Origin of the sequence: Cellulomonas sp. JH27-2, from assembly GCF_014837175.1 — a bacterium.
Taxonomy (GTDB): domain Bacteria; phylum Actinomycetota; class Actinomycetes; order Actinomycetales; family Cellulomonadaceae; genus Cellulomonas.
Genome location: NZ_JACYFR010000002.1, coordinates 695,726 through 716,016 on the forward strand (window position 1 = coordinate 695,726; position 20,291 = coordinate 716,016).

Here is a 20,291-nt window from a genome sequence, read left to right on the forward strand (position 1 = left end):
CGGTGACGAGGCACCGCGCTACATCGACTCGATGAGCCGTTCGACGCGGTCGTCGACGTTCCGGAACGGGTCCTTGCACAGCACGGTGCGCTGCGCCTGGTCGTTGAGCTTCAGGTGCACCCAGTCGACCGTGTAGTCGCGGCGCGCGTCCTGCGCCGCCCGCACGAAGTCGCCCCGCAGCTTGGCCCGCGTGGTCTGCGGCGGGACCGCGGTCGCCTCGAACACGTCGAGATCCGTGGTGACCCGCTCGACCAGCCCCTTGGCCGCCAGGAGGTTGTACAGGCCCTCCGACCGCGAGATGTCGTGGTACGCGAGGTCGAGCCGCTGCACGCGCACGTCGGACAGCTCCAGGTCGTGCTTGGCCCGGTACCGTTCGATGAGCCTGTACTTGATGACCCAGTCCAGCTCGCGGTCGACGAGCGACAGGTCGCCGGTGGCCAGCGCCCGTAGCCCGCGCTCCCACAGGTCGAGCACCTGCTTGGTCTCCGGCGTCGGGCCGCCCTGGGCGTCGACGAAGTCGACGACCCGCGACAGGTACTCCTCCTGAAGCTCGATCGCGGTGGCCGTGCGCCCGTTGGCGAGCGTGACCGGGTGCTTGCCCGTCATGTCGTGGCTGATCTCGCGGATGGAGCGGATCGGGTTCTCCAGGGACAGGTCCCGCATGGGGATCCCGGCCTCGATCATGCGCAGCAGCAGGTCGGTGGCACCCACCTTGAGCATGGTGGTGGGCTCGGCCATCGAGGAGTCTCCGACGATGACGTGCAGCCGGCGGTAGTGCTCGGCGTCGGCGTGCGGCTCGTCGCGCGTGTTGATGATGGGGCGCGAGCGGGTGGTCGCGCTCGAGACGGCCTCCCAGATGTGGTCCGCCCGCTGCGAGAGGCAGTAGACGGCACCTCGCGGGGTGGTGAGCACCTTGCCCGCACCGGTCAGGACCTGCCGGGTGATGAGGAAGGGGACCAGCACGTCCGAGAGCCGCGCGAAGTCGCCCTGCCGCCGCACCAGGTAGTTCTCGTGGCAGCCGTAGGAGTTGCCCGCCGAGTCGGTGTTGTTCTTGAACAGGTGGATGCGGCCCGGGAGACCCTCGTGCTCGAGCCGCTGCTGCGCGTCCTCGACCAGCCCCTCCAGGATCCGCTCGCCCGCGCGGTCGTGCGTGATGAGCTGGCGGACGTCGTCGCACTCCGCGGTGGCGTACTCCGGGTGGGAGCCGACGTCCAGGTACAGGCGCGAGCCGTTGCGCAGGAAGACGTTCGACGAGCGGCCCCATGCGACGACCTTGCGGAAGAGGTAGCGCGCCACCTCGTCCGCGGACAGACCGCGCCCGTCCTGGGCGGCGCACGTCACGCCGTACTCGGTCTCCAGACCGAAGATCCGCTTGTCCATGCCTTCGCCTCACCTCCCCGGCCGTCGCCGACCGGCCCGTCCGTCCGTCCGTCAGGCCTGCAGCAGGTCCTCCAGCAGCGCCCCCGTCAGCCGCCGGAACGCACGCCGCGGCCGGGTGCGGTCCAGGACCGCGACCTCGAGCTGCGCCGCGGGCAGCGTGCGCTGCGGGCCTCCCTCGTCCGTCGGGGTGCCCAGCGCCCGCACCGCCAGCGCCAGGACCTGCGGCAACGTCATGCCGGGCCGCCACCCTTCCTCGACGACTGCGCCTAGCCGCTCGGCCTGGCCACCCATCACGACCCACCCGTGCTCGTCCGTCACGGACCCGTCGTACGCGAGCCGGTAGATCTGGTCGCCGTCGATGGTCCGACCCACCTCGGCCACGACGAGCTCGACCTCCAGCGGCTTCGACTCGGTGGTGAACACCGTGCCGAGCGTCTGCGCGTACGCGTTCGCCAGACCGCGGGCGGTCACGTCGACGCGGTCGTAGGAGTAGCCGCGCAGGTCGGCGTACCGGACGCCCGCCACGCGCAGGTTCTCGAACTCGTTGTACTTGCCCACCGCGGCGAACGCGATGCGGTCGTAGATCTCGGACACCTTGTGCAGGGCGCGGGACGCGTTCTCCGTGGCGAACGCGATCCCGTCGTCGTACTGCACGACGACCACGGACCGCCCGCGCGCGATGCCCTTGCGGGCATAGTCCGCCCGGTCCTTCATGAGCTGCTCGGGCGAGACGTAGAACGGCATGCTCATCGGGCACCCCCGCGGTCGGTGTGGGTGGCGCGGCGGCGTTCCTCCGAGGCGGCGGCCACCGCGGCCAGCTCGTCGTCGCCCACGCGCAGGTACCCGGCCTCGGTGACCGTCGCGACCACGGGCCAGATGCGCCGCGTGCTGTCCGGACCGCCGGTCGCGGAGTCGTCGTCGGCCGCGTCCACCAGGGCCTCGACCGCGACCCGCACCGCGTCCGCGCTGCCCATGCCGGGACGCCACAGCTTCTTGAGCGAACCGCGCGCGAACACCGAGCCCGACCCCACCGCGTGGTGGTCGTGCTCCTCGTACCGGCCGCCCGTGACGTCGTAGGAGAAGATCCGGCCCAGGTGTCGGTCAAGGTCGTAGCCGCCGAACAACGGCACGACCGCCAGACCCTGCATCGCCAGGCCCAGGTTCCCGCGGATCATCGTGGACAGCCGGTTCGCCTTGCCGTCGAGCGAGAGCAGGCTGCCCTCGATCTTCTCGTAGTGCTCGAGCTCCAGCTGGAACAGGCGCACCAGCTCGACCGCGAGACCGGCCGTGCCGGCGATCCCGACAGCCGAGTACTCGTCGGCCGGGAAGACCTTCTCGATCTCGCGGCTCGCGATCATCGAGCCCATGGTCGCGCGGCGGTCGCCGGCCATGACCATGCCGCCGTCGAAGGTCAGCGCGACGATCGTGGTGCCGTGCGGCGCCTGCACGTCGCCCACCGGCAGCGGACGGTTGCCCGGCAGGAGATCGGGTGCGTGGCCCGCGAGGAAGTCGACGAACGACGAGGAGCCCGGCGTGGTGAACGCGTGGGGCAGTCGCCCCGAGGCGGCAGGGTCAGCGGGCGTCATCGGGCGTCACTGACCGCCCTTCTGGACGAAGCCGCGCACGAACTGCTCGGCGTTGGACTCCAGCACGTCGTCGATCTCGTCGAGCAGCGCGTCGACCTCGGCATCCCGCGCCTGGGCGGACGGGGCTGCGGGAGCGGGGGCCGCGTCGTCGATCGGGTCGTCGTCGTTCCGACGAGGGTTCACGCGTTCCTGACCAGCCATCACGCACCTCCTGGCGTCCGTTGCCGTCGCAGTCCTGCGCGGTCCACCTGCGCAGGTCACCACCCTAGGCCCATCCTGCGACACTCCCGCCGGACGCGCCCGCCACCCGGACAGGCGGGAGGCTCACGCGCCGAGCGCCTCCAGCAGCGACCGCGCGTCGTGGCAGTCGTCGAGCAGGGCGCCGACGTGCGCGCGGGTTCCCCGCAGCGGGTCGCGCATGGGGACGCGCTGCAGGGTGCTGGCACCGGGCACGTCGAAGACGATCGAGTCCCAGGACGCCGCCGAGATCTCCCCCGGGTAGCGGGCCACGGCCTCGCCCCGGAAGTACGCGCGCGTGTCGACCGGCGGGTGCCCGACGGCCTCGTCGACCTGCTCGGGCGTGACGAGCAGCTCGACGGCCCCGGCCGCGACGAGGCGGTGGTAGAGCCCCCGCTCCGGGCGCAGGTCCGACCACTGCAGGTCGACCGCCGCGAGGCGCGGGTGGTCCCACGCGATCTGGTCGCGTCGGCGCATCCCCTCCATCAGCCGCAGCTTGGCGAGCCACTCGACCTCGCGCGCGCACGACGCGGGGTCGTCGGCCAGCCGCGTCAGCAGCGACTCCCAGCGCGTCATGACGTCGGCCGTCTGGTCGTCGACCTCTCCGCCCACGTGGGCCATCGCGGCCCGCACCGCGCCGAGGTACTCGCGCTGGATCTCCAGGGCCGTCAGCCGACGACCGTCGGCGAGGTCCAGGCGCTGGGTCAGCGTGAGGTCGTGGCTGACGACGTGCGTCGCCTGCACGGGGTCGCGCAGCGCCAGCCGGTCGATCGCACCGAGCGCTCCCCCGGCCCCGCCCTCGGCGACGGCGCGCTCGATCAGCCACAGCACGAGCGACGCGGTGCCGAGGCGCAGGTAGGTGGCGACCTCCAGCATCGTGGCGTCGCCGACGATGACGTGCAGCCGACGCCACCGGTCAGGGTCGGCGTGCGGCTCGTCGCGCGTGTTGACGATGGGCCGGCGCAGCGTCGTCTCGAGCCCGATCTCCGCCTCGACGTAGTCGGCCCGCTGCGAGAGCTGGAACCCTGCCCGCTCACCGCGCTGCCCGATCCCCACGCGCCCGGCGCCGGTGAAGACCTGGCGCGTGACGAGGAACGGCATGAGGCGCGCGGCGAGGTCGTTGAACGGCACGGCCCGGTCGACGAGGTAGTTCTCGTGCGTCCCGTACGTGGCGCCCTTGCCGTCGACGTTGTTCTTGTAGAGCGTGACGTCGGGCAGCGCAGGGTTGGACATGAGCGTGCGGACCGACGCGAGCATCACCTGCTCGCCCGCACGGTCCCAGCGCACCGCGTCGAGCGGGTTGGTGACCTCGGGCGACGAGTACTCGGGGTGGGCGTGGTCGACGTACAGGCGAGCCCCGTTGGTGAGGATGACGTTGGCCGCGCCCGGGTCCTCGTACTCCTCGACGGCCGGCCGCTCGACCTCCTGCGGCCCGTCCCCCGACGGGGCGGGGCGCGCCGGGTCGTCGGTCAGCTGCGACGGGTGCGCCGAGGCGCGCTGCAGACGGAACCCGCGCGCGTCGTGCAGGGGGTCCTCGTCGTCGTAGTCCCACCGCGCCTTGGCGCGCGCCCCCTCGCGGGCCGCCGCGTGCACGGCCACGACGTGGCTCGAGAGCAGCATCGGGTTCGCCATCGGCCGCCCCGGCTGCAGGATGCCGTACTCGGTCTCGATGCCCATCACGCGACGCACGCTCACGTGATCACCCTAGGCCGGAGCGCGTCGACGACGAGGGCGCGTCCCAGCCCGCGGCCGGTGACGCGCCCTCGTCGGACGTCCTGCTGCGCCTACGGGTGCCTACAGGTACTGCCCGGTGCTCGTCACGTTCTCGATCGTGCGCGAGCCCTCGGTGCCCTTCTTGCCCTGGACGATCGTGCGGATGAACACGATGCGCTCCCCCTTCTTGCCGGAGATGCGTGCCCAGTCGTCGGGGTTGGTCGTGTTGGGCAGGTCCTCGTTCTCCTTGAACTCGTCCACGCACGCCGTGAGCAGGTGGTCCACCCGGATGCCGCGCTGCCCGGTGGACAGCAGGTCCTTGATGGCCGACTTCTTGGCGCGGTCGACGACGTTCTGGATCATGGCGCCCGAGTTGAAGTCCTTGAAGTACAGGACCTCCTTGTCGCCGCTCGCGTAGGTCACCTCGAGGAAGCGGTTCTCCTCGCTCTCGGTGTACATGCGCTCGACGACGCGCGCGACCATCGCGTCGACGGCCGCGGCCGACGAACCGCCGTTCTCGGCCAGGTCGTCCTCGTGGATCGGCAGCCCGGCGGTCAGGTACTTGCCGAAGATCTCGCGCGCGCCCTCGGCGTCGGGGCGCTCGATCTTGATCTTCACGTCCAGGCGGCCGGGCCTCAGGATGGCGGGGTCGATCATGTCCTCGCGGTTGGAGGCGCCGATGACGATGACGTTCTCGAGCCGCTCGACGCCGTCGATCTCGGCCAGGAGCTGCGGCACGATCGTCGTCTCGACGTCGCTCGAGACGCCGGTGCCGCGGGTGCGGAACAGCGACTCCATCTCGTCGAAGAACACGACCACGGGGTGCCCCTGCGACGCCTTCTCCCGGGCACGAGCGAAGATGAGGCGGATGTGCCGCTCGGTCTCACCGACGTACTTGTTGAGCAGCTCGGGGCCCTTGACGTTGAGGAAGAAGCTGCGAACGTCGGCGGCGTCGTCCCCGCGGGCGGCCGCCGCGGTCGCCGCCAAGGAGTGCGCGACGGCCTTGGCGATGAGCGTCTTGCCGCATCCGGGCGGCCCGTACAGCAGGACGCCCTTGGGCGGCTTGAGGCCGTGCTCGCGGAACAGCTCGGGGTGCAGGAACGGCAGCTCGACCGCGTCGCGGATCGCCTCGATCTGCGGGCCCAGGCCCCCGATGTCCTCGTACGCGATGTCGGGGACCTCCTCGAGGACCAGGTCCTCGACCTCGGCACGCGGGATCACCTCGAAGACGAACCCCGAGCGCGAGTCGATCGTCAGCGCGTCGCCGATCCGGGCGCCGCCCTGGCGGACCTGGCCGGCGAAGCGGACCACGCGCTCCTCGTCACCGCGTCCGACCACCAGCGCGCGGTCGTCGCCGATCATCTCCTTGACGGTGACGATCTCGCCGACCTTCTCGTACCCGCCGGCCTCGACGACCGTGAGGGCCTCGTTGAGCATGACCTCCTGGCCGGGCTGCAGGCGATCGACGTCCAGGGCCGGGCTGGCGCCGACGTGCATCTTGCGTCCGGCGGAGACGATGTCGACCGTGCCGTCGGAGCGGGCAGCGAGGAACGTGGCGTACGTGCCGGGAGGCTTGGCGAGGTCGTCGACCTGACGCTTGAGCTCGACGATCTGCTGCCGTGCTGCCACCAGGGCCTCGCTGAGCCGCTCGTTCTTGGCGGCGAGCAGGGTGAGCTCGCGGTGCAGCTCGTATCCGGGGCTGGGTTCGGTCACGGTCGGCCTCCTCCCGTCGTGGCGGCTGGAGGGCCGCCGGTCTTGCACCCTAACCATGCAAGTCAAACACGGGATCGTCGGCGCACCGACTTGTGTCCGGACCGTGACGAACCGTCCAGCCGGTGGACGCCGGATCAGGCTTCGGGCGCCTGACCCACGTCGCGGCGCACCTTGCGGATCTTCTTGTCGGACACCTCGCGCTCGCCCAGCGCCTCGGGCGTCCACAGCTCGGCGTCCTCGACGGGCGCGCCGTCCGCGGCCACGGGGTAGGCACCCTTCGCGGGCCGACGACGACGCAGCGGCGCCTCGACACCGTCGGCGAGCCGCCGCGTGGTCAGCAGAAACCCGGTGTGCCCGATCATGCGGTGCTCGGGCCGGACGGCGAGGCCCTCGAGGTGCCAGCCGCGGACCATCGACTCCCACGCCTGCGGCTCGGTGTAGCGCCCGTCGGTGCGGATGTCCTCCGCGAGCCGCGAGAGCTGCGTGGTCGTGGCGACGTAGCAGACCAGCACGCCGCCGGGGGCGAGCGCGTCCGCCGCGACCTCGAGGTTCTCCCAGGGCGCGAGCATGTCGAGCACGACGCGGTCGACGCTGCCGGGCTCGGCGACCGTCGGGAGGACGTCGGCGAGGTCTCCCACCGACAGCTCCCATGCGGGGTGGGGACCGCCGAAGAAGCCCTCGACGTTGCCCCGCGCGATCGCCGCGAAGTCCTCGCGGCGCTCGATGGAGTGGACCGAGCCACCGTCGCCGACGGCACGCAGCAGCGACATCGTCAGCGCGCCGGACCCGACGCCCGCCTCGATGACGCGCGCGCCCGGGTAGATGTCGGCCATCGTGACGATCTGGCCGGCGTCCTTGGGGTAGACCACGGCTGCTCCGCGCGGCATCGACAGCACGTGGTCGGCGAGCAGCGGGCGCAGCGCCAGGTACTCGATGCCGCCGGTGTTCCGGACCACCGTGCCCTCGGGCGCACCGATGAGGTCCTCGTGCCGGAAGTACCCGCGGTGGGTGTGGAACGTGGCCTCCTCGGCGAGCGTGATCGTGTGCAGCCGGCCGCGCGGGTCCGTGAGCTGGACGCGGTCACCCACCCGGAGCAGTCCGCGCCGCTGCGCGGCGCCCGTCGGGGCGGGGGTGGTCGCGTTCTCGTCGTGGGTCACGGGCGACGAGTCTAGGCGTCCTGTGCCGACCCCAGCGCCGGCCCGATCGCCGACCTGCTCGACGACCTGCTCGTCGGCCTGGTCGTCGACGGGATCGTCGAACCGGTCAGGCGCGGATGGCCGCGATGACGTCCGTGGCCCTGATCAGGCCGACGACGCGTCCGTCGACCATCGCGACCACGACCGGGGACGTGCGCGTCGCCGCCCCGATCGCCTGGACGAGCGCCTGCCCGGTCAAGGTCCCGTCGACGGTGGAACCGACGGGCAGCGTGACGGCGACGGAGCTCAGCGGTGTCGAGCCTGCCGCGACGTGCGGCACGGCGGCTGCGGCGGAGCGGTCGACGTAGGCCGCGGGGCGGCCGTCGGGCGAGAGAAGCACGACCTCCTGGGCGCCGACACCCGCTGCGGTGGCCCCGGCGTGCGCGACCGAGTCGTCGTGCGGCACCCCGACGGCGGGCGTGGCGATCGCACCGAGCGTCAGGTGGTGCACGGCCTTCTCGGTCTTCCCGCTGCGCACCGACGCAGTGGCGCCCGCCCACAGGAACGCGGCGATGAATGCCGTCCACACCACGTTGACGAGGTCGGGCTGGACGCCGCGCACCAGCGGCCACGCCAGCGCCCACGCGAAGAGCAGGACAGCGAAGATCCGCCCCACCCACCCGGCCGCGACCGTGCCGGTGTGGCGGTTCTTGGTGGCGGCCCAGACGGCGGCCTCGAGCACGCGCCCGCCGTCGAGCGGCAGCCCGGGGATCATGTTGAAGACCGCGACGAACCCGTTCGAGATGGCTCCGGAGTACAGCAGCAGGCCGCCCACGGACCAGGGGTCGACGAGGTGGGCGGCGCCGAGGAAGGCCACCGCGAGGACCAGGTTGGCGAACGGGCCGACCGCGGCGACCAGTGCGCTGGTCGCCGGCGTGGGCGCGCCCCCGCCGAACGACGTGTGTCCACCCCACAGCGTCAGGACGAACTCGTGGGGCTGCTGCCCGCGCGCCCGCGCGACCAGGCCGTGCGCGAGCTCGTGGACGAGGACCGAGCCGAACAGCAGCACGACGAACGCGGCGGCGACCGCGTAGACGACCGGCGAGGACGCGTCCGAGCGGGCCCGCACGCTCGGCGCGAACACCAGCGTCAGCACCACGGCCGCGATCAGCCAGCTCGGCGCCAGGATGACCGGCGCGCCGACCACGCGTCCGATCACCCAACCCTGGGTGCGGCGTGCGGGCGGGCGAGGGGTGCTCATCGGCCCAGCGTAGGCGGCGCGGCTACTGCCACGCGTTGCGGCCCACCTTCCAGTCGACGACGCGCAGCGGCACCGTCAGCACGGGCCGGTGCTGGTGCTGAGCGAGGTGCACGGCGACCGACCCCTCGAAGAACTCCCGGACGCGAGCCGCCGAGCCCGGCGCCCGGGTCCCCACGACCAGGACTCCGGCGTCCACCGCACGAGCCAGGTGCGTGAGCGCACGGTCCGGCCGTCCGGCCAGGTAGTGCAGCTCCCAGGGCGGTCCGCCCGTGCCGACGACGTCCGTCAGCGCCGCTCGCAGCCGGTCGCGCACGTCCTGCCACGTGTCGTCGGCGGAGTCGGGGTCGACGGGTGCGTGCTGCACCGTGCCGTCGAGGCCCTCGGCGACCACGTAGCGGGAGGTGTCGGCGTACGCGAAGTGGACCGCCGAGGCGTCGACGGCCCGGGCCAGCGCCAGGGCGGTCAGCGCGACGAGGGGAGGCTGGTCCGGGGTGACGCCCACGACCACCGCGTGCCCCTCGACCGGGACCATCCGGTCGACCCCCGGCTGCGGGACCGTCGAGCCGTCCACCTCGCGTCGCCTCCGATCGTCGCGCGTCGTCGCACGTCCCGAGCCTACGCGCGCGGGTCCGGGTCGGCCGGTCGATCGGCCGGGCGGTCGCCTCGCACGCGCGTCCGTGCGGTTCGTGTGGGCGGTGGCGCCTAGTCTGCGGGCGTGAGCAGCAGCGAGGTGGACCAGGACGCGACCATCGACGTGCGGGAGGCCGTCGTCGAGGAGGCGGTCGACGACGCACTGGTGGCGCACCCCGGGGCGGACGAGCAGCCCGCGCGCCCGCCGTCGCGGCCCGGCCTGTCGCCGTCGCGCGCCAACGACTTCCTGCAGTGCCCCCAGCTGTACCGGTTCCGCGTCATCGACCGGCTGCCCGAGCCGCCGAGCCCGGCCGCGGCGCGCGGCACGCTCGTGCACGCGGTCCTCGAGCGGCTCTTCGACCTGCCGGCACCCCAGCGCACGCTGGAGGCGGCGCACGGTCTGGTGAGTCCGCAGTGGGCCGAGCTGCGGGAGCACTCGCCGCAGGTGGCTGATCTGTTCGAGGAGCCGGCGGCGTTGGCTGAGTGGCTGGTCAGCGCGCAGGCTCTGCTCGGCACGTACTTCGGCCTGGAGGACCCGACGCGGCTCGAGCCCGCAGAGCGTGAGGTCCAGGTCTCTGTCGACCTCGACGACGGCCCGCAGCTGCGCGGCATCGTCGACCGCGTCGACGTCGCACCGAACGGATGGGTCCGGGTCGTCGACTACAAGACGGGGCGGTCACCGCGTGCCGGGTTCGAGAGCTCGGCGCTGTTCCAGATGAGGTTCTACGCGTTCGTCCTCTGGAAGACCCGAGGCGTCCTGCCGAAACGGCTGCAGCTCGAGTACCTCGGCGACGGCGTGGTGGTGCAGCACGAACCGAGCGAGGCCGAGATGGCGACGTTCGAGGCGCGCATCCGCTCGATCTGGGCGGGGATCCAGGACACGGCCCGCAGCGGTCAGTGGCGCCCACGCACGTCGCGACTGTGCGACTGGTGCTCGTTCAAGACGATCTGCCCGGCGTTCGGCGGCACTCCTCCCGAGGTCCCGGAGGGTGCGGTCGAGCGGGCGACGGGTGTCGTCGTCGGATCGGCCGCGTAGGCGGCCGCGCGCACGTCGCTAGCGCAACCCGGTGCGGGCGGCGACCTGCTGGCCCAGCCAGAGCGCACCGACGGCGCAGCTGAGCACGACGAACAGGCCGGGCACGATCGCGTACTCGAAGATCGAGCGCGTCAGCACCGTGCGCAGGTCGGAGAGCCGCACCGCCCACGACACCTGGTGGGGCAGCGAGCCGGGCGCAGCACTCGTCCCGTCCGCGACGACGCAGCTCATCGTGTACGTCGCGCTGAGGCCCACGACACCCGCCCAGACCTGACGCCCCACCCCCGGAGCGTCCTTGCCGGCGCGGCACGACCCGGCGGCGGCACGGGGTGCCACCAGCTCGTAGGCGTCGACGCTCGGGATCACGGCGGTGACCGTACCGACGGAACCTGTGGTTGCCAAACTCGCCGCGCGGCGCGCCGCGGGAGCTACGCCCGAATGCCGTCGCTCGCGACGTCACCGGCGACCAGAGCGGCCAACCGAGGCAGGTCCAGCGCACGCAGGTCGGTGATCCGGACGAGCCCCGGGCGGGGCTCCACCGGCTGGAACACCTCGACACCCACGGTCCGCGCACCCGACGCGAGGGCCGACGTGATCCCCGTGCGGGAGTCCTCGACGGCCACGCACTCCTCGATCGGGACACCGAGCAGCTCGGCGGCCCGCAGGTATGGCGCCGGATCCGGCTTGTTGACGACGTCGTCGCCCGCCACGACGACGTCGAAGCAGCCCGCCACCCGCGCGAACGGCTCCGCGAGCCGTCGCCACGACGACGTCACCAGCGCCATCGGCACGTTGGCCGCCGCCAGGGCGTCGAGCAGCTCGCGCGCCCCGGGCTGCCACGGGGTGCGGCGCGCGACGCCCGCCGCGACCCGGACGTTGAGGAAGTCGACGATCTCGTCCAGCGGCAGGTCGACACCGCGGTCGTGCAGCGTCTGGGCGGTGACGGCCATCGGGTTGCCGACCATCTTGAGGCCGTCGTCGTGCGACCACGTCCCGCCGTGCGCCGTCACCAGCTCCGTCTCCGCGGCGATCCACAGCGGCTCGGTGTCGACGAGGGTGCCGTCCATGTCCCACAGGACGGCAGCGGGCAGTTTCGCGATCGAGGGGGGCACCGGACCATCCTACGAATCCCGACGAGCCGTCAGCCTCGCCTCCTGCGAACGGCGGCCGCCAGCGCCGTCCCGGCGAGCAGCGCGACCAGCGCCGCGGCGCCCACGGACCCGATCGTGCGGGAGTCGGAACCGGTGGTCGCCAGCGGAGGGACCGGCGGGTTGGTGGGCTCGGCGGTGGGCTGGGCGGCGGGTTCGGAGGTGGGCTCCGCGGTGGGAGTGGGCGAGGGCGACGGCGGCCCGACGGGGACCTCCACCTGGGCGCACGGCAGACCTGTCGACGGATCGCTCCCGTCGACGCAGCTGTCCGGTGGGTCGACGTCACAGTCGTCCGGGGCGCACCTGTCCGGCGGTGGCTGGAACGCGATGTTCGTCGCCGTCGCGTCGCCACCCTGCCCGATCGTCACCGAGTAGGTCAGTGCGACGCTGTCGCCGGAGGTCAACGGACCGATCCACACCAGCTGCGGGGCGCCGTACGTCAGGTCGCCGACCGCCGGGGACGCCTGGGCGTCGTCGCCGTAGGTGGCGTCGTCCAGGACGTCGGTCAGGTCGTCGACGACGACGGCCGGGCGCTGCGACGTGTAGTCGCCCGGACCGGTGTTCGTGGCCGTCACGGTGAAGGTCACGACGTCGCCGACACGCACGAAGCTCGCGGGCGTCGCCGTCTTGGCCAGCTCGAGCTCGGGAAGCTCGCTCTCGAGCCGCCAGCACGGCAGCCCCGTCTCGGGATCGACGTCGCCCGCTCCCCCGACGAAGGCCCTCACACCGGCGGGCGCCGCGGTCGCCACCCGCCCGAGCGCTCCCACCGGGAGGTCGGCCGGCGCCACGCAGCGGGCGGGGGGCTGCACGTCGCAGTCGGTGGCCGACGTGCACGTCCCCGACGGCTCGAAGGCGATGTTGTCCACGTCGAGGTCGCCGCCGCCGGTGAGCGTCACGCTGTACTCGAGCGTGACGGACTCCCCCTGCGACAGGGTCCCGGTCCACACGAGCTGCGGTGCGGCGTAGCCCACGCTCCCGACGTCGGAGGACGATGACGTCCTGGCGGTGGCGTCGTCGCCGTACGTGCCGTCGTCGAGCACTCCCGTCAGGTCGTCGACGACGGTGGCCCGCCTCGTGTCGTCGAAGTCCGCGGTGCCGATGTTCGTCGCCGTCACCGAGTAGTGGACCGTGTCGCCGACCTCGGCCGCCGCGAGGTCGGGGCTCGACTTCACGATGTCGAGCGCCGGCACTCCCGCCGTCACCTCTCCGCATGGCAGGCCCTGCGGGTCGAAGCCGTCGACGCACGTCCCCTCGCCGGGCGGTTCCACGTCGCACAGCGACGCCGCCTTGCACCCGGCGTCCGGCGGGGGCTCGTGCGCGACGTTGTCGAGGTCCCCGTCGCCCTGCCCGGTCAGGGCGACCGAGTAGGTGAGCGTGACCACAGCGCCCGACGGGAGGGACCCGACCCAGACGAGCCGCGGCGCGTCGTAGCCCAGGACACCGGTGCCGGCGGTCGCCGTCGCGGTGGCGTCGTCCCCGTAGGTCGCGTCGTCGAGCAGCCGGCCCAGGTAGTCGACGACGACGGCCGGCGCAGCCGCGGTGTAGTCACCCGGGCCCGTGTTCGTCGCGACGACGGTGTAGTGCACGGTGTCCCCGACGCGCGCCGTCGCGACGTCCGGGCTCGACTTCGTGATCGTCATGCGTGGCAGGTCCAACGACACCTCGTCGCACGCCAAGCCCGTCGACGGGTCGGTCCCTTCGGTGCACAGCTCGGGCGGCTCCGCGTCACAGTCGTCCGCCGTGGCGCAGCCGCTCGGCGGGACGAAGGCGACGTTGTCGAGCGCCAGGTCGCCGTCCCCCGTGACGGTGACCGAGTAGGTGATCGTGACCGAGGCACTCGCCGCGAGCGCCCCGCTCCACACGAGCCGTGGCGCCGCGTATGTGAGGCTGCCGTTCCCGGCGGGCGCGGTGCGCGTCGCGGTGGCGTCGTCGGCCCACGTGGCGTCGTCGAGCACGCCGGTCAGGTCGTCGACCACCGTCGCCTGGTCGGCCGCCGTGTAGGCGCCGGCGCCGACGTTCGTCGCCGTGACGGTGTACGTGACCCGGCTCCCGATGCGGGCCGCGGCGAGGTCGGGGCTGGTCTTGCTGACCGCGAGCTGCGGTGCACCACCGTCGATGATCGCGCAGGGCAGGCCCGTGGCGGGGTCCGAACCGGCGGTGCAGGTCTCGGGGGGCTCGACGTCGCAGTCGTCGGCGGATGTGCAGTCCTCGTCGGGCGGGGGCTGGAAGGCGACGTTACGGACGTCGCCGCTACCCGTCAGCGTCACCGAGTAGGTGACGCTGACGCTCGCCCCGGAGGCCAGCGGCCCCGTCCAGACCAGGCGCGGCTCGGCGTAGGTGAGGGTCCCCGTGGCGGGCGAGGCCTCGGCGTCGTCTCCGTACGTCGCGTCGTCGAGGAGCGCCGAGAGGTCGTCGACGACGGTCGCAGGCCGGTCCGTCGTCCAGTCGCCGGGGCCGTCGTTGGTGGCCGTCACCGTGTAGGTCACGGTGTCGCCGACGTGTGCACCGACCAGGTCGGGGCTCGACTTGGTGACGGCGAGGTGGGGCAGCTCCACCGTGACGTCGTCGCACGCCAGGTCCGTCGCCGGGTCGGTGCCGTCAGTGCAGGTCTGCGGCGGTTCGGCGTCACAGTCGGTCGCGGCCGTGCAGTCGGCGTCCGGCGGCGGCTGGAACGCGACGTTGGCGATCGTCATGTCGCCGGCACCCGTCAGCGTCACGGAGTACGTGATCGTGACGCTCCCACCGGCGTCCAGCGGGCCGACCCAGACGAGCCGGGGAGCGGCGTAGGTCAGGGCGCCGATGTCGGGGGCCGCAGCCGAATCTCCCGCGTACGTCGCGTCGTCGAGGACGCCGGTGAGGTCGTCCACGACCGTGGCGGGGTCCGTCGTCGTGAAGCCACCCGCACCCGTGTTCGCCGCCGTCACGGTGTAGGTGACCGTGTCGCCGACGCGCGCGGTCGCGAGGTCGGGTGCGGACTTGTCGATCGTGAGCCGCGGGAGGTCCGCGTGCACCTGGTCGCACGCCAGACCGGTGCCGGGGTCGGTGCCGTCCGTGCACGTCTGCGGCGGGCTGACGTCGCAGTCGTCGGCGGACGTGCACCCGGACGGCGGCTGGAAGGCGACGTTGTCGACGGACGTGTCACCGTCCCCGGTGAGCGTGACCGAATAGGTGATCGTGACCGACGCGCCCGCGGCCAGCGGTCCCGTCCAGACCAGGCGAGGTGCGGAGTAGCCGAGCTCCCCGGCGTCGGCCGGTGCGGCCGCTGCGTCGCCGGCGTACGTCGCGTCGTCGAGCACACCCGTGAGGTCGTCGACCACGGTTGCCGGTGCGGAGCTCGTGTAGTCGCCGGCACCGGTGTTGGTGGCCGTCACGGTATACGTGACGGTGTCCCCGATGCGGGCGCCGACGAGGTCCGGGGCTGCCTTCGTCACGGCGAGCCGCGGCAGCTCGGCGATGACGTCGTCGCAGGCCAGCCCGGTCGCGGGGTCGGTGCCGTCGACGCACTGCTCGGGCGGCGTGACGTCGCACGACGCCGCACCCGTGCAACCCGCGTCTGGCGGCGGCTGGAACGCTACGTTGCTCAGCACCGTGTCACCCGCTCCCGTCACGGTGACCGAGTAGGTCAGCGTGACGCTCGCCCCCACGGCCAGGGGACCGCTCCAGACGAGGCGCGGGGCCGCGTAGGTCAGCGTGCCGGCGAGCACGGGGTCCGCGACCGCGTCGTTGCCGTACGTGGCGTCGTCGAGCACGCCTGTCAGGTCGTCCACGACGACGGCCGGCGTGAGCCCGGTGTAGGCGGCGTCACCCGTGTTGGTGGCGGTCACCGTGTACTGGACCGTGTCGCCGATCGCGGCGTCGGCGAGGTCGGGCGCCGCTTTCGTGATCGTGAGCGCGCGCACGGGCGTCGAGGTGGAGCAGCCCGGCTCGGTGCCGTCGACGCAGGTCGACTCCGGGGGGCCCGTGACGGCGTTGACCAGCGTCCCGTCGCCGTCGGGTGGGCTGTGGACCGTCACCGAGTAGGTGAGCGTTGCCGTCTGCCCGGGAGCGAGCGCGCCGGACCACGTGAGTGCCGTGACCGGGTCGGTCCCCGTCGTCGTGAAGATCCCACCGGCGTCGGACGCCGCGTCACCTGAGTAGTCCGCGTCGTCCGTGACACCCGTGAGGTCGTCGGTGACGGCCGCCGGGTCGTCGTCGGTGTACGGGACCTGACCGGTGTTGGTGACGGTCACGGTGTACGTGATCGTGCCGCCCGCGTCGACCACGGCCGGGGCCGAGCTCTTCTCGATCGCCAGGGACCGCACGGGGACGGACGTCGTGCACGCGGGTTCCGTGCCGTCGACGCAGGCGGACTCGGGTGCCGTCACGGCGTTGGTCAGCGTGCCGTCGCCGCCCGGCGGGTCGTCGACGACCACCGAGTAGGTGAGCGTCGCGGTCTGGCCGACCACGAGCGGACCGGTCCACGTGAGCCCGGTGACCGGGTCGGTTCCCGTGGTCGTGAAGGACCCGCCCGCGTCCGACGCCTGGTCGCCGCTGAACGTCGCGTCGTCCGTCACGTCCGAGAGGTCGTCGGTCACGGTGGCGGGACGGGCGGCGGTGTAGTCCGTCTCCCCCGTGTTCTCGACGGTCACCGTGTAGGTCACGGTCTGGCCCGCGACCACGTTCGCGCCCGCGTCGGAGGTCTTGGTGACCTCCAGGCCAGGAGTCAGGACCGGGACGGACGTGCCGCAGCCGTCCTCGTCGCCGGTCACGCAACTCGACTCGGGCGGCCCCGTCACCGAGTTCTCGACCGACTCGTCTCCCGTCAGCGGGTCGGCCGTCGTGAGCACGTAGGTGAGGGTCACGCTCGCGCCGGCCTCGAGCGGTCCGCTCCACGTCAGGGAGGTGCCCGACACGTCGGCCGTCCCGACGTCGGGGGTCACCGTGGGTCCCGACGTGAGCGTCCCGTGCGCCAGGACGTCGGCGAGGTCGTCGCTGATGGTGGCGGGGTCGGCGACGGTGTAGGAGTACGCGCCGCTGTTCTCGACCGTCACCGTGTAGGTCAACGCGTCGCCGGGCCCGACGCCCGCGGCCGGGGTCGCCGACTTGGTGATCGTCAGGGCACGCACGGGCACCGACGTGGTGCAGCCGTCCTCCGTCCCGGTGGCGCACCCCGATTCCGGTGGCCCGGTCACCGCGTTGGTGAGGGCCCCGTCGCCGTCGGGCGTGTCGTGCACCGTGACCGAGTACGTGATCGTCGCGGTGGCGCCCACCGCCAGCGGGCCGGACCAGGTCAGCGCCGTCGTCGCCTCACCACCCGCCGCAGGCGTCGTCGTGAAGGCTCCGCCGGCGTCCGACGACGCGTCGTCGGCGTAGTCGGCGTCGTCGGTCACGCCGCTCAGGTCGTCGGTGAACGTCGCCGGGAGGCTGTCGGTGTACGCGACGGTGCCGGTGTTCGTGACCGTCACCGTGTACGTGATGGTCTGGCCGGGTACGACGCTCGCCCCGGCGTCGGACGTCTTGCTGATCTCGAGGCCGGGCACCCCGACCACGACCGGGTAGTCCTCGACCTCTCCCCCGTCCACGGCGCCCGTCGGTGACGGCGCGGTGACCGTGCCCGCGTAGAGCCGGAACCGGGCGTACGTCTGCGCGCCGGCGCTCGCCGTGCCGAACGTCAGCGTGTACGACTGCGCACCTGAGCCTGCCGGCACGGTCGTGAGCTGCCGCTCGCCGACGTCGAACGTCCCGTTGCGGTTCAGGTCCACCCACCCCGCGAGGGTCGCGTCCTGGTCGGAGTCGTTCGTGACGGTCAGGGCGACGGGCAGCGCGCGGCCCGAGACGGCGGAGATCGGTGAGCTCGTGCCGTCCTCGTCGTCGGTGTCCGCCAGGTCGTCGCCGTCGGCGCCGACCGAGGGGACGCCGTCGGCCTCGTCGTCGACCGTCGTGCCGATCATGAGCGCCGTGGTGTGCCTGTCGGTGTCGTAGCCGGCCAGTCCGTGACGCGCTCCGTCCGCCGCCAGGGTCGTGCCGTAGGACGCCGGGGCGTCGCCGAGGTCGACCCTGATCGGCGGCTCGAGGCAGCGTGCACCGTCGTTCGCGCTCGACGCGGGTCCGTACGCGAAGAACGTGCCCGTGCTGGCCGGTGTCGACGAGCTCAAGTCGAAGCGCCAGATCTGCCCGCTGGTGTTGCTGGAGGCGAACAGGTGCCCCACGGCGTCCGCGTACGTCGCGCCGAACGCCTTGGCGGCCGTCGTCGCGCCCGAGCCCGAACCGTCGGGAGCGACGAGCGCGGGCGTGTTCCCGAGGTCCGTGAGCAGGTGCGTCGTGAGGTCGAAGCGCGCCACGGTCCACTGGTTCGCCGTCCCGCCCGACCGTGTGCCGATCGTGTAGAGGGATCCCCCGTAGTACGACCAGTCGGAGAACTGACCCACGTTCGTCGGCTTCGTCAGCGACCCCGAGCCCAGCACCTGCAGGTAGGTCGGCGACGTGGCGTCGACGTCGATCTCCATCCAGTACGCGGTCGTCGTCCCCGTGTTGCCCGCGGCGATCCACAGGTGCCCCTGCGGGTCCACGTCGCCGACGTTCCACTGGTCCGTCGTGGCGACGGGCCCGGTGGTCGGGTAGGCCGACGGTCTGCCGAGGTTCGCCGTCGACCCGTCTCCAGAGATGCGCACCACGGACTGCGAGCTGTTGTCGAACCCGTAGACGTACCCGTCCAGCGCATTGACCCCCAGCGAGTTCACCCCGGGTGAGTAGGACAGGCCTGCCAGCGGCGTCGACGTGCCCGTCACGAGGTCGACCGAGTAACCCACCGTGGGCTGCTGCTGGAAGAGCAGGGCGTCGGGTGTGCACCCCACGGGTGGCTGGTCCACGAAGGTGATGCTGGTGCTCCCCGGAGGCAGCAGTCCGTTCGTCGTGACGTCGGCCGGGGTGTTCGTGTAGGTGCCGGGCGTGTCGGACGTGACCTGCACGGTGAACGTGCAGGACTCCTCGGTGGCGGACCCGACGCCTCCGGAGAGGTCGCCGCCCGCGCGCACCGTGCCGCCCGTCACGCTCAGGGTGCCCCCGTTGCACGTCGTCGCGTACGCCGTCGGGTTCAGCACCCGCAGACCGTTCGGCAGCGCATCGGTGAAGGACCACCCGTTCTTCGGTCCGCTGTCCTGGGTCGGATCCGTCGGGTCGTAGGTGTTCGTGACGGTCCAGGTCAAGGTGCCCGGGGCGTTCGTGCCGTAGGCGCCGTCGGTGAGCGGCCCGCTGGAGAAGACCTTGTCCAGCTTGGGTGTCGAGTCGAGCATGACGACGTTGTCGAACGCCGTGTCGTTGCCGTTACCGCTCGCCTGGTTGTTGCGGACCTGCAGCCCGAGCGTCGTCCCGGTCGCACGGACGGCCACGTCGCCGATGTACGTGGCGACCAGCGACGTGCGCTGCTGCTGCCGTGAACCGTCCGGCGCCGACGCGCCCGGACCGAACGCCTGCTGCCCCGCCTTGCCGCGGGCACAGGTGTTGATCGCCTGTGAGAAGGCGCTGACCTGCTGCCCGCCGGCCTGCGTGATGTTGAACTGGGGCTGAGCACCGACCACGGTCCCGCCCAGGTAGCAGCTCTGCGACCCGACGTCGACGGTGAACTGGTAGTAGTTGCCGACCGTCGCCGGAAATGGCGTCGCCGTCCGCAGCATCGTGCCCACCGCGGTCGCCCCGTTCGTGTACGACGTGACGACGTGGTTGTCCGCTGCGGACGCGGTGATGCCGAGCGTGCTCCGGATCGAGGCGTAGGGGTAGCCCGACGAGAGCGCATACGCCCCCATGTCGTTCGCCAGGAGGCGCTCGGCGTTGAACCAGACGAGCCACGGTTGCGCGGTGGTGGTGCGGTTGCACCCGGGGCGCGCTGCCACGGGCAGCAGGTTCGTTCCCGTCGTGGACTCGCCGGTCCCGTTGCGCGCCGGGACCGATGCCCCCGCCTTGATCACGATGCCGTTGCACCCGTTGGTCGCTGCCCACTGCTCGTCGGCGTCGTAGGTCGTGCCGTCTGCCGAGATGTAACCGGGCTGGTAGCCGGCGCTCCCCGGCGTCGCGCCGTATGGATACGAGGTGAGGGTCTGCACGTCACCGGAAGGCAGGCTCGACCAGTCGCTGTCGACGTTGGTGGAGGCGGTCGCGGTACCGAAGTTCTCGAAGTTCTCCACCCGGATGAACTGCGGCATCTCCATGACGCCCGGGCTCCCGGGTGCGGCCGCGGCGGGTGGGGCGACGGCGGCGTCGACGGCGACGACCGACACCGGGACCGCGACGAGGACGGACGCCGCCACGAGCGCGCCCGCGAGGGTGCCGCGCAGGCCGCGCGAGCGCACGACGGCGTCAGTCCTCGCACGTCCGCTGCCGGTCGCGACCATCGAGCGCCCCTTCGCCCCTGCCCCCAGGCCGTGCACCGGACGGGTCACGTCGCCGTGTCGCCGTCCAGCTCCGGTTCCGGCCGCG

13 protein-coding genes are annotated in these 20,291 nt (G+C 72.5%); 1 reads left to right on the forward strand and 12 read right to left on the reverse strand.

The annotated features are described in order from the left end of the window. Positions 1-18: 18 nt before the first annotated feature. The 9 genes from pafA to IC607_RS08235 all read right to left on the reverse strand — a co-directional run bounded on the left by pafA (position 19) and on the right by IC607_RS08235 (position 9,597). Positions 19-1,380 (reverse strand): Pup--protein ligase, encoded by a 1,362-nt coding sequence (gene pafA, locus IC607_RS08195; protein ID WP_191786841.1) that lies wholly within the window; start codon positions 1,378-1,380, stop codon positions 19-21. Positions 1,381-1,431: 51 nt separating this feature from the next. Continuing rightward, positions 1,432-2,130, reverse strand: a complete 699-nt coding sequence (gene prcA, locus IC607_RS08200) for a proteasome subunit alpha (RefSeq protein WP_191786842.1) — start codon at positions 2,128-2,130, stop codon at positions 1,432-1,434. Beyond that, positions 2,127-2,966: a proteasome subunit beta gene (gene prcB / locus IC607_RS08205; protein WP_191786843.1), complete on the reverse strand. Its 840-nt coding sequence runs from the start codon at positions 2,964-2,966 to the stop codon at positions 2,127-2,129. Before prcB ends, prcA begins: the two co-directional genes overlap by 4 nt. Positions 2,967-2,972: 6 nt before the next feature. Continuing rightward, positions 2,973-3,167 (reverse strand): ubiquitin-like protein Pup, encoded by a 195-nt coding sequence (locus IC607_RS08210; RefSeq protein ID WP_191786844.1) that lies wholly within the window; start codon positions 3,165-3,167, stop codon positions 2,973-2,975. Between the two features lie 123 nt (positions 3,168-3,290). Further along, entirely contained in the window at positions 3,291-4,898 is a 1,608-nt protein-coding gene (gene dop / locus IC607_RS08215) for a depupylase/deamidase Dop (protein WP_370526084.1), read from the reverse strand. Positions 4,899-4,997: 99 nt separating this feature from the next. After that, entirely contained in the window at positions 4,998-6,629 is a 1,632-nt protein-coding gene (gene arc / locus IC607_RS08220; RefSeq protein ID WP_191786845.1) for a proteasome ATPase, read from the reverse strand. A gap of 134 nt (positions 6,630-6,763) precedes the next feature. Continuing rightward, on the reverse strand, positions 6,764-7,786 hold the full coding sequence (locus tag IC607_RS08225; RefSeq protein WP_191786846.1) for a tRNA (adenine-N1)-methyltransferase: 1,023 nt from the start codon (positions 7,784-7,786) through the stop codon (positions 6,764-6,766). 106 nt (positions 7,787-7,892) lie between these two features. Next, positions 7,893-9,026: a site-2 protease family protein gene (locus tag IC607_RS08230; protein WP_191786847.1), complete on the reverse strand. Its 1,134-nt coding sequence runs from the start codon at positions 9,024-9,026 to the stop codon at positions 7,893-7,895. 22 nt (positions 9,027-9,048) lie between these two features. After that, a complete protein-coding gene (locus IC607_RS08235; RefSeq protein WP_370526085.1) occupies positions 9,049-9,597 on the reverse strand; it encodes a universal stress protein in 549 nt (182 codons plus the stop codon). A gap of 222 nt (positions 9,598-9,819) precedes the next feature. Between IC607_RS08235 and IC607_RS08240 the strand changes: the two genes are divergently transcribed. After that, entirely contained in the window at positions 9,820-10,692 is an 873-nt protein-coding gene (locus tag IC607_RS08240) for a PD-(D/E)XK nuclease family protein (RefSeq protein ID WP_191787070.1), read from the forward strand. Positions 10,693-10,710: 18 nt separating this feature from the next. Here IC607_RS08240 and IC607_RS08245 read toward each other — a convergent pair whose 3' ends face one another. The 3 genes from IC607_RS08245 to IC607_RS08255 form a co-directional block, all read right to left on the reverse strand. After that, complete coding sequence (locus IC607_RS08245) at positions 10,711-11,058, reverse strand: hypothetical protein (RefSeq protein ID WP_191786848.1); 348 nt, start codon at positions 11,056-11,058, stop codon at positions 10,711-10,713. A gap of 62 nt (positions 11,059-11,120) precedes the next feature. Then, on the reverse strand, positions 11,121-11,804 hold the full coding sequence (locus tag IC607_RS08250; RefSeq protein ID WP_370526086.1) for an HAD family hydrolase: 684 nt from the start codon (positions 11,802-11,804) through the stop codon (positions 11,121-11,123). A gap of 29 nt (positions 11,805-11,833) precedes the next feature. Continuing rightward, entirely contained in the window at positions 11,834-20,206 is an 8,373-nt protein-coding gene (locus tag IC607_RS08255; RefSeq protein ID WP_191786849.1) for a GEVED domain-containing protein, read from the reverse strand. Between the last annotated feature and the right edge of the window lie 85 nt (positions 20,207-20,291).

Excerpts from the sequence above, each read along its gene's own strand:
- IC607_RS08210 (WP_191786844.1), bottom strand. The coding sequence starts at position 3,167 with ATGGCTGGTCAGGAACGCGTGAACCCTCGTCGGAACGACGACGACCCG.
- IC607_RS08255 (WP_191786849.1), bottom strand. The coding sequence starts at position 20,206 with ATGGTCGCGACCGGCAGCGGACGTGCGAGGACTGACGCCGTCGTGCGC.
- prcB (WP_191786843.1), bottom strand. The coding sequence starts at position 2,966 with ATGACGCCCGCTGACCCTGCCGCCTCGGGGCGACTGCCCCACGCGTTC.
- pafA (WP_191786841.1), bottom strand. The coding sequence starts at position 1,380 with ATGGACAAGCGGATCTTCGGTCTGGAGACCGAGTACGGCGTGACGTGC.
- prcA (WP_191786842.1), bottom strand. The coding sequence starts at position 2,130 with ATGAGCATGCCGTTCTACGTCTCGCCCGAGCAGCTCATGAAGGACCGG.
- IC607_RS08230 (WP_191786847.1), bottom strand. The coding sequence starts at position 9,026 with ATGAGCACCCCTCGCCCGCCCGCACGCCGCACCCAGGGTTGGGTGATC.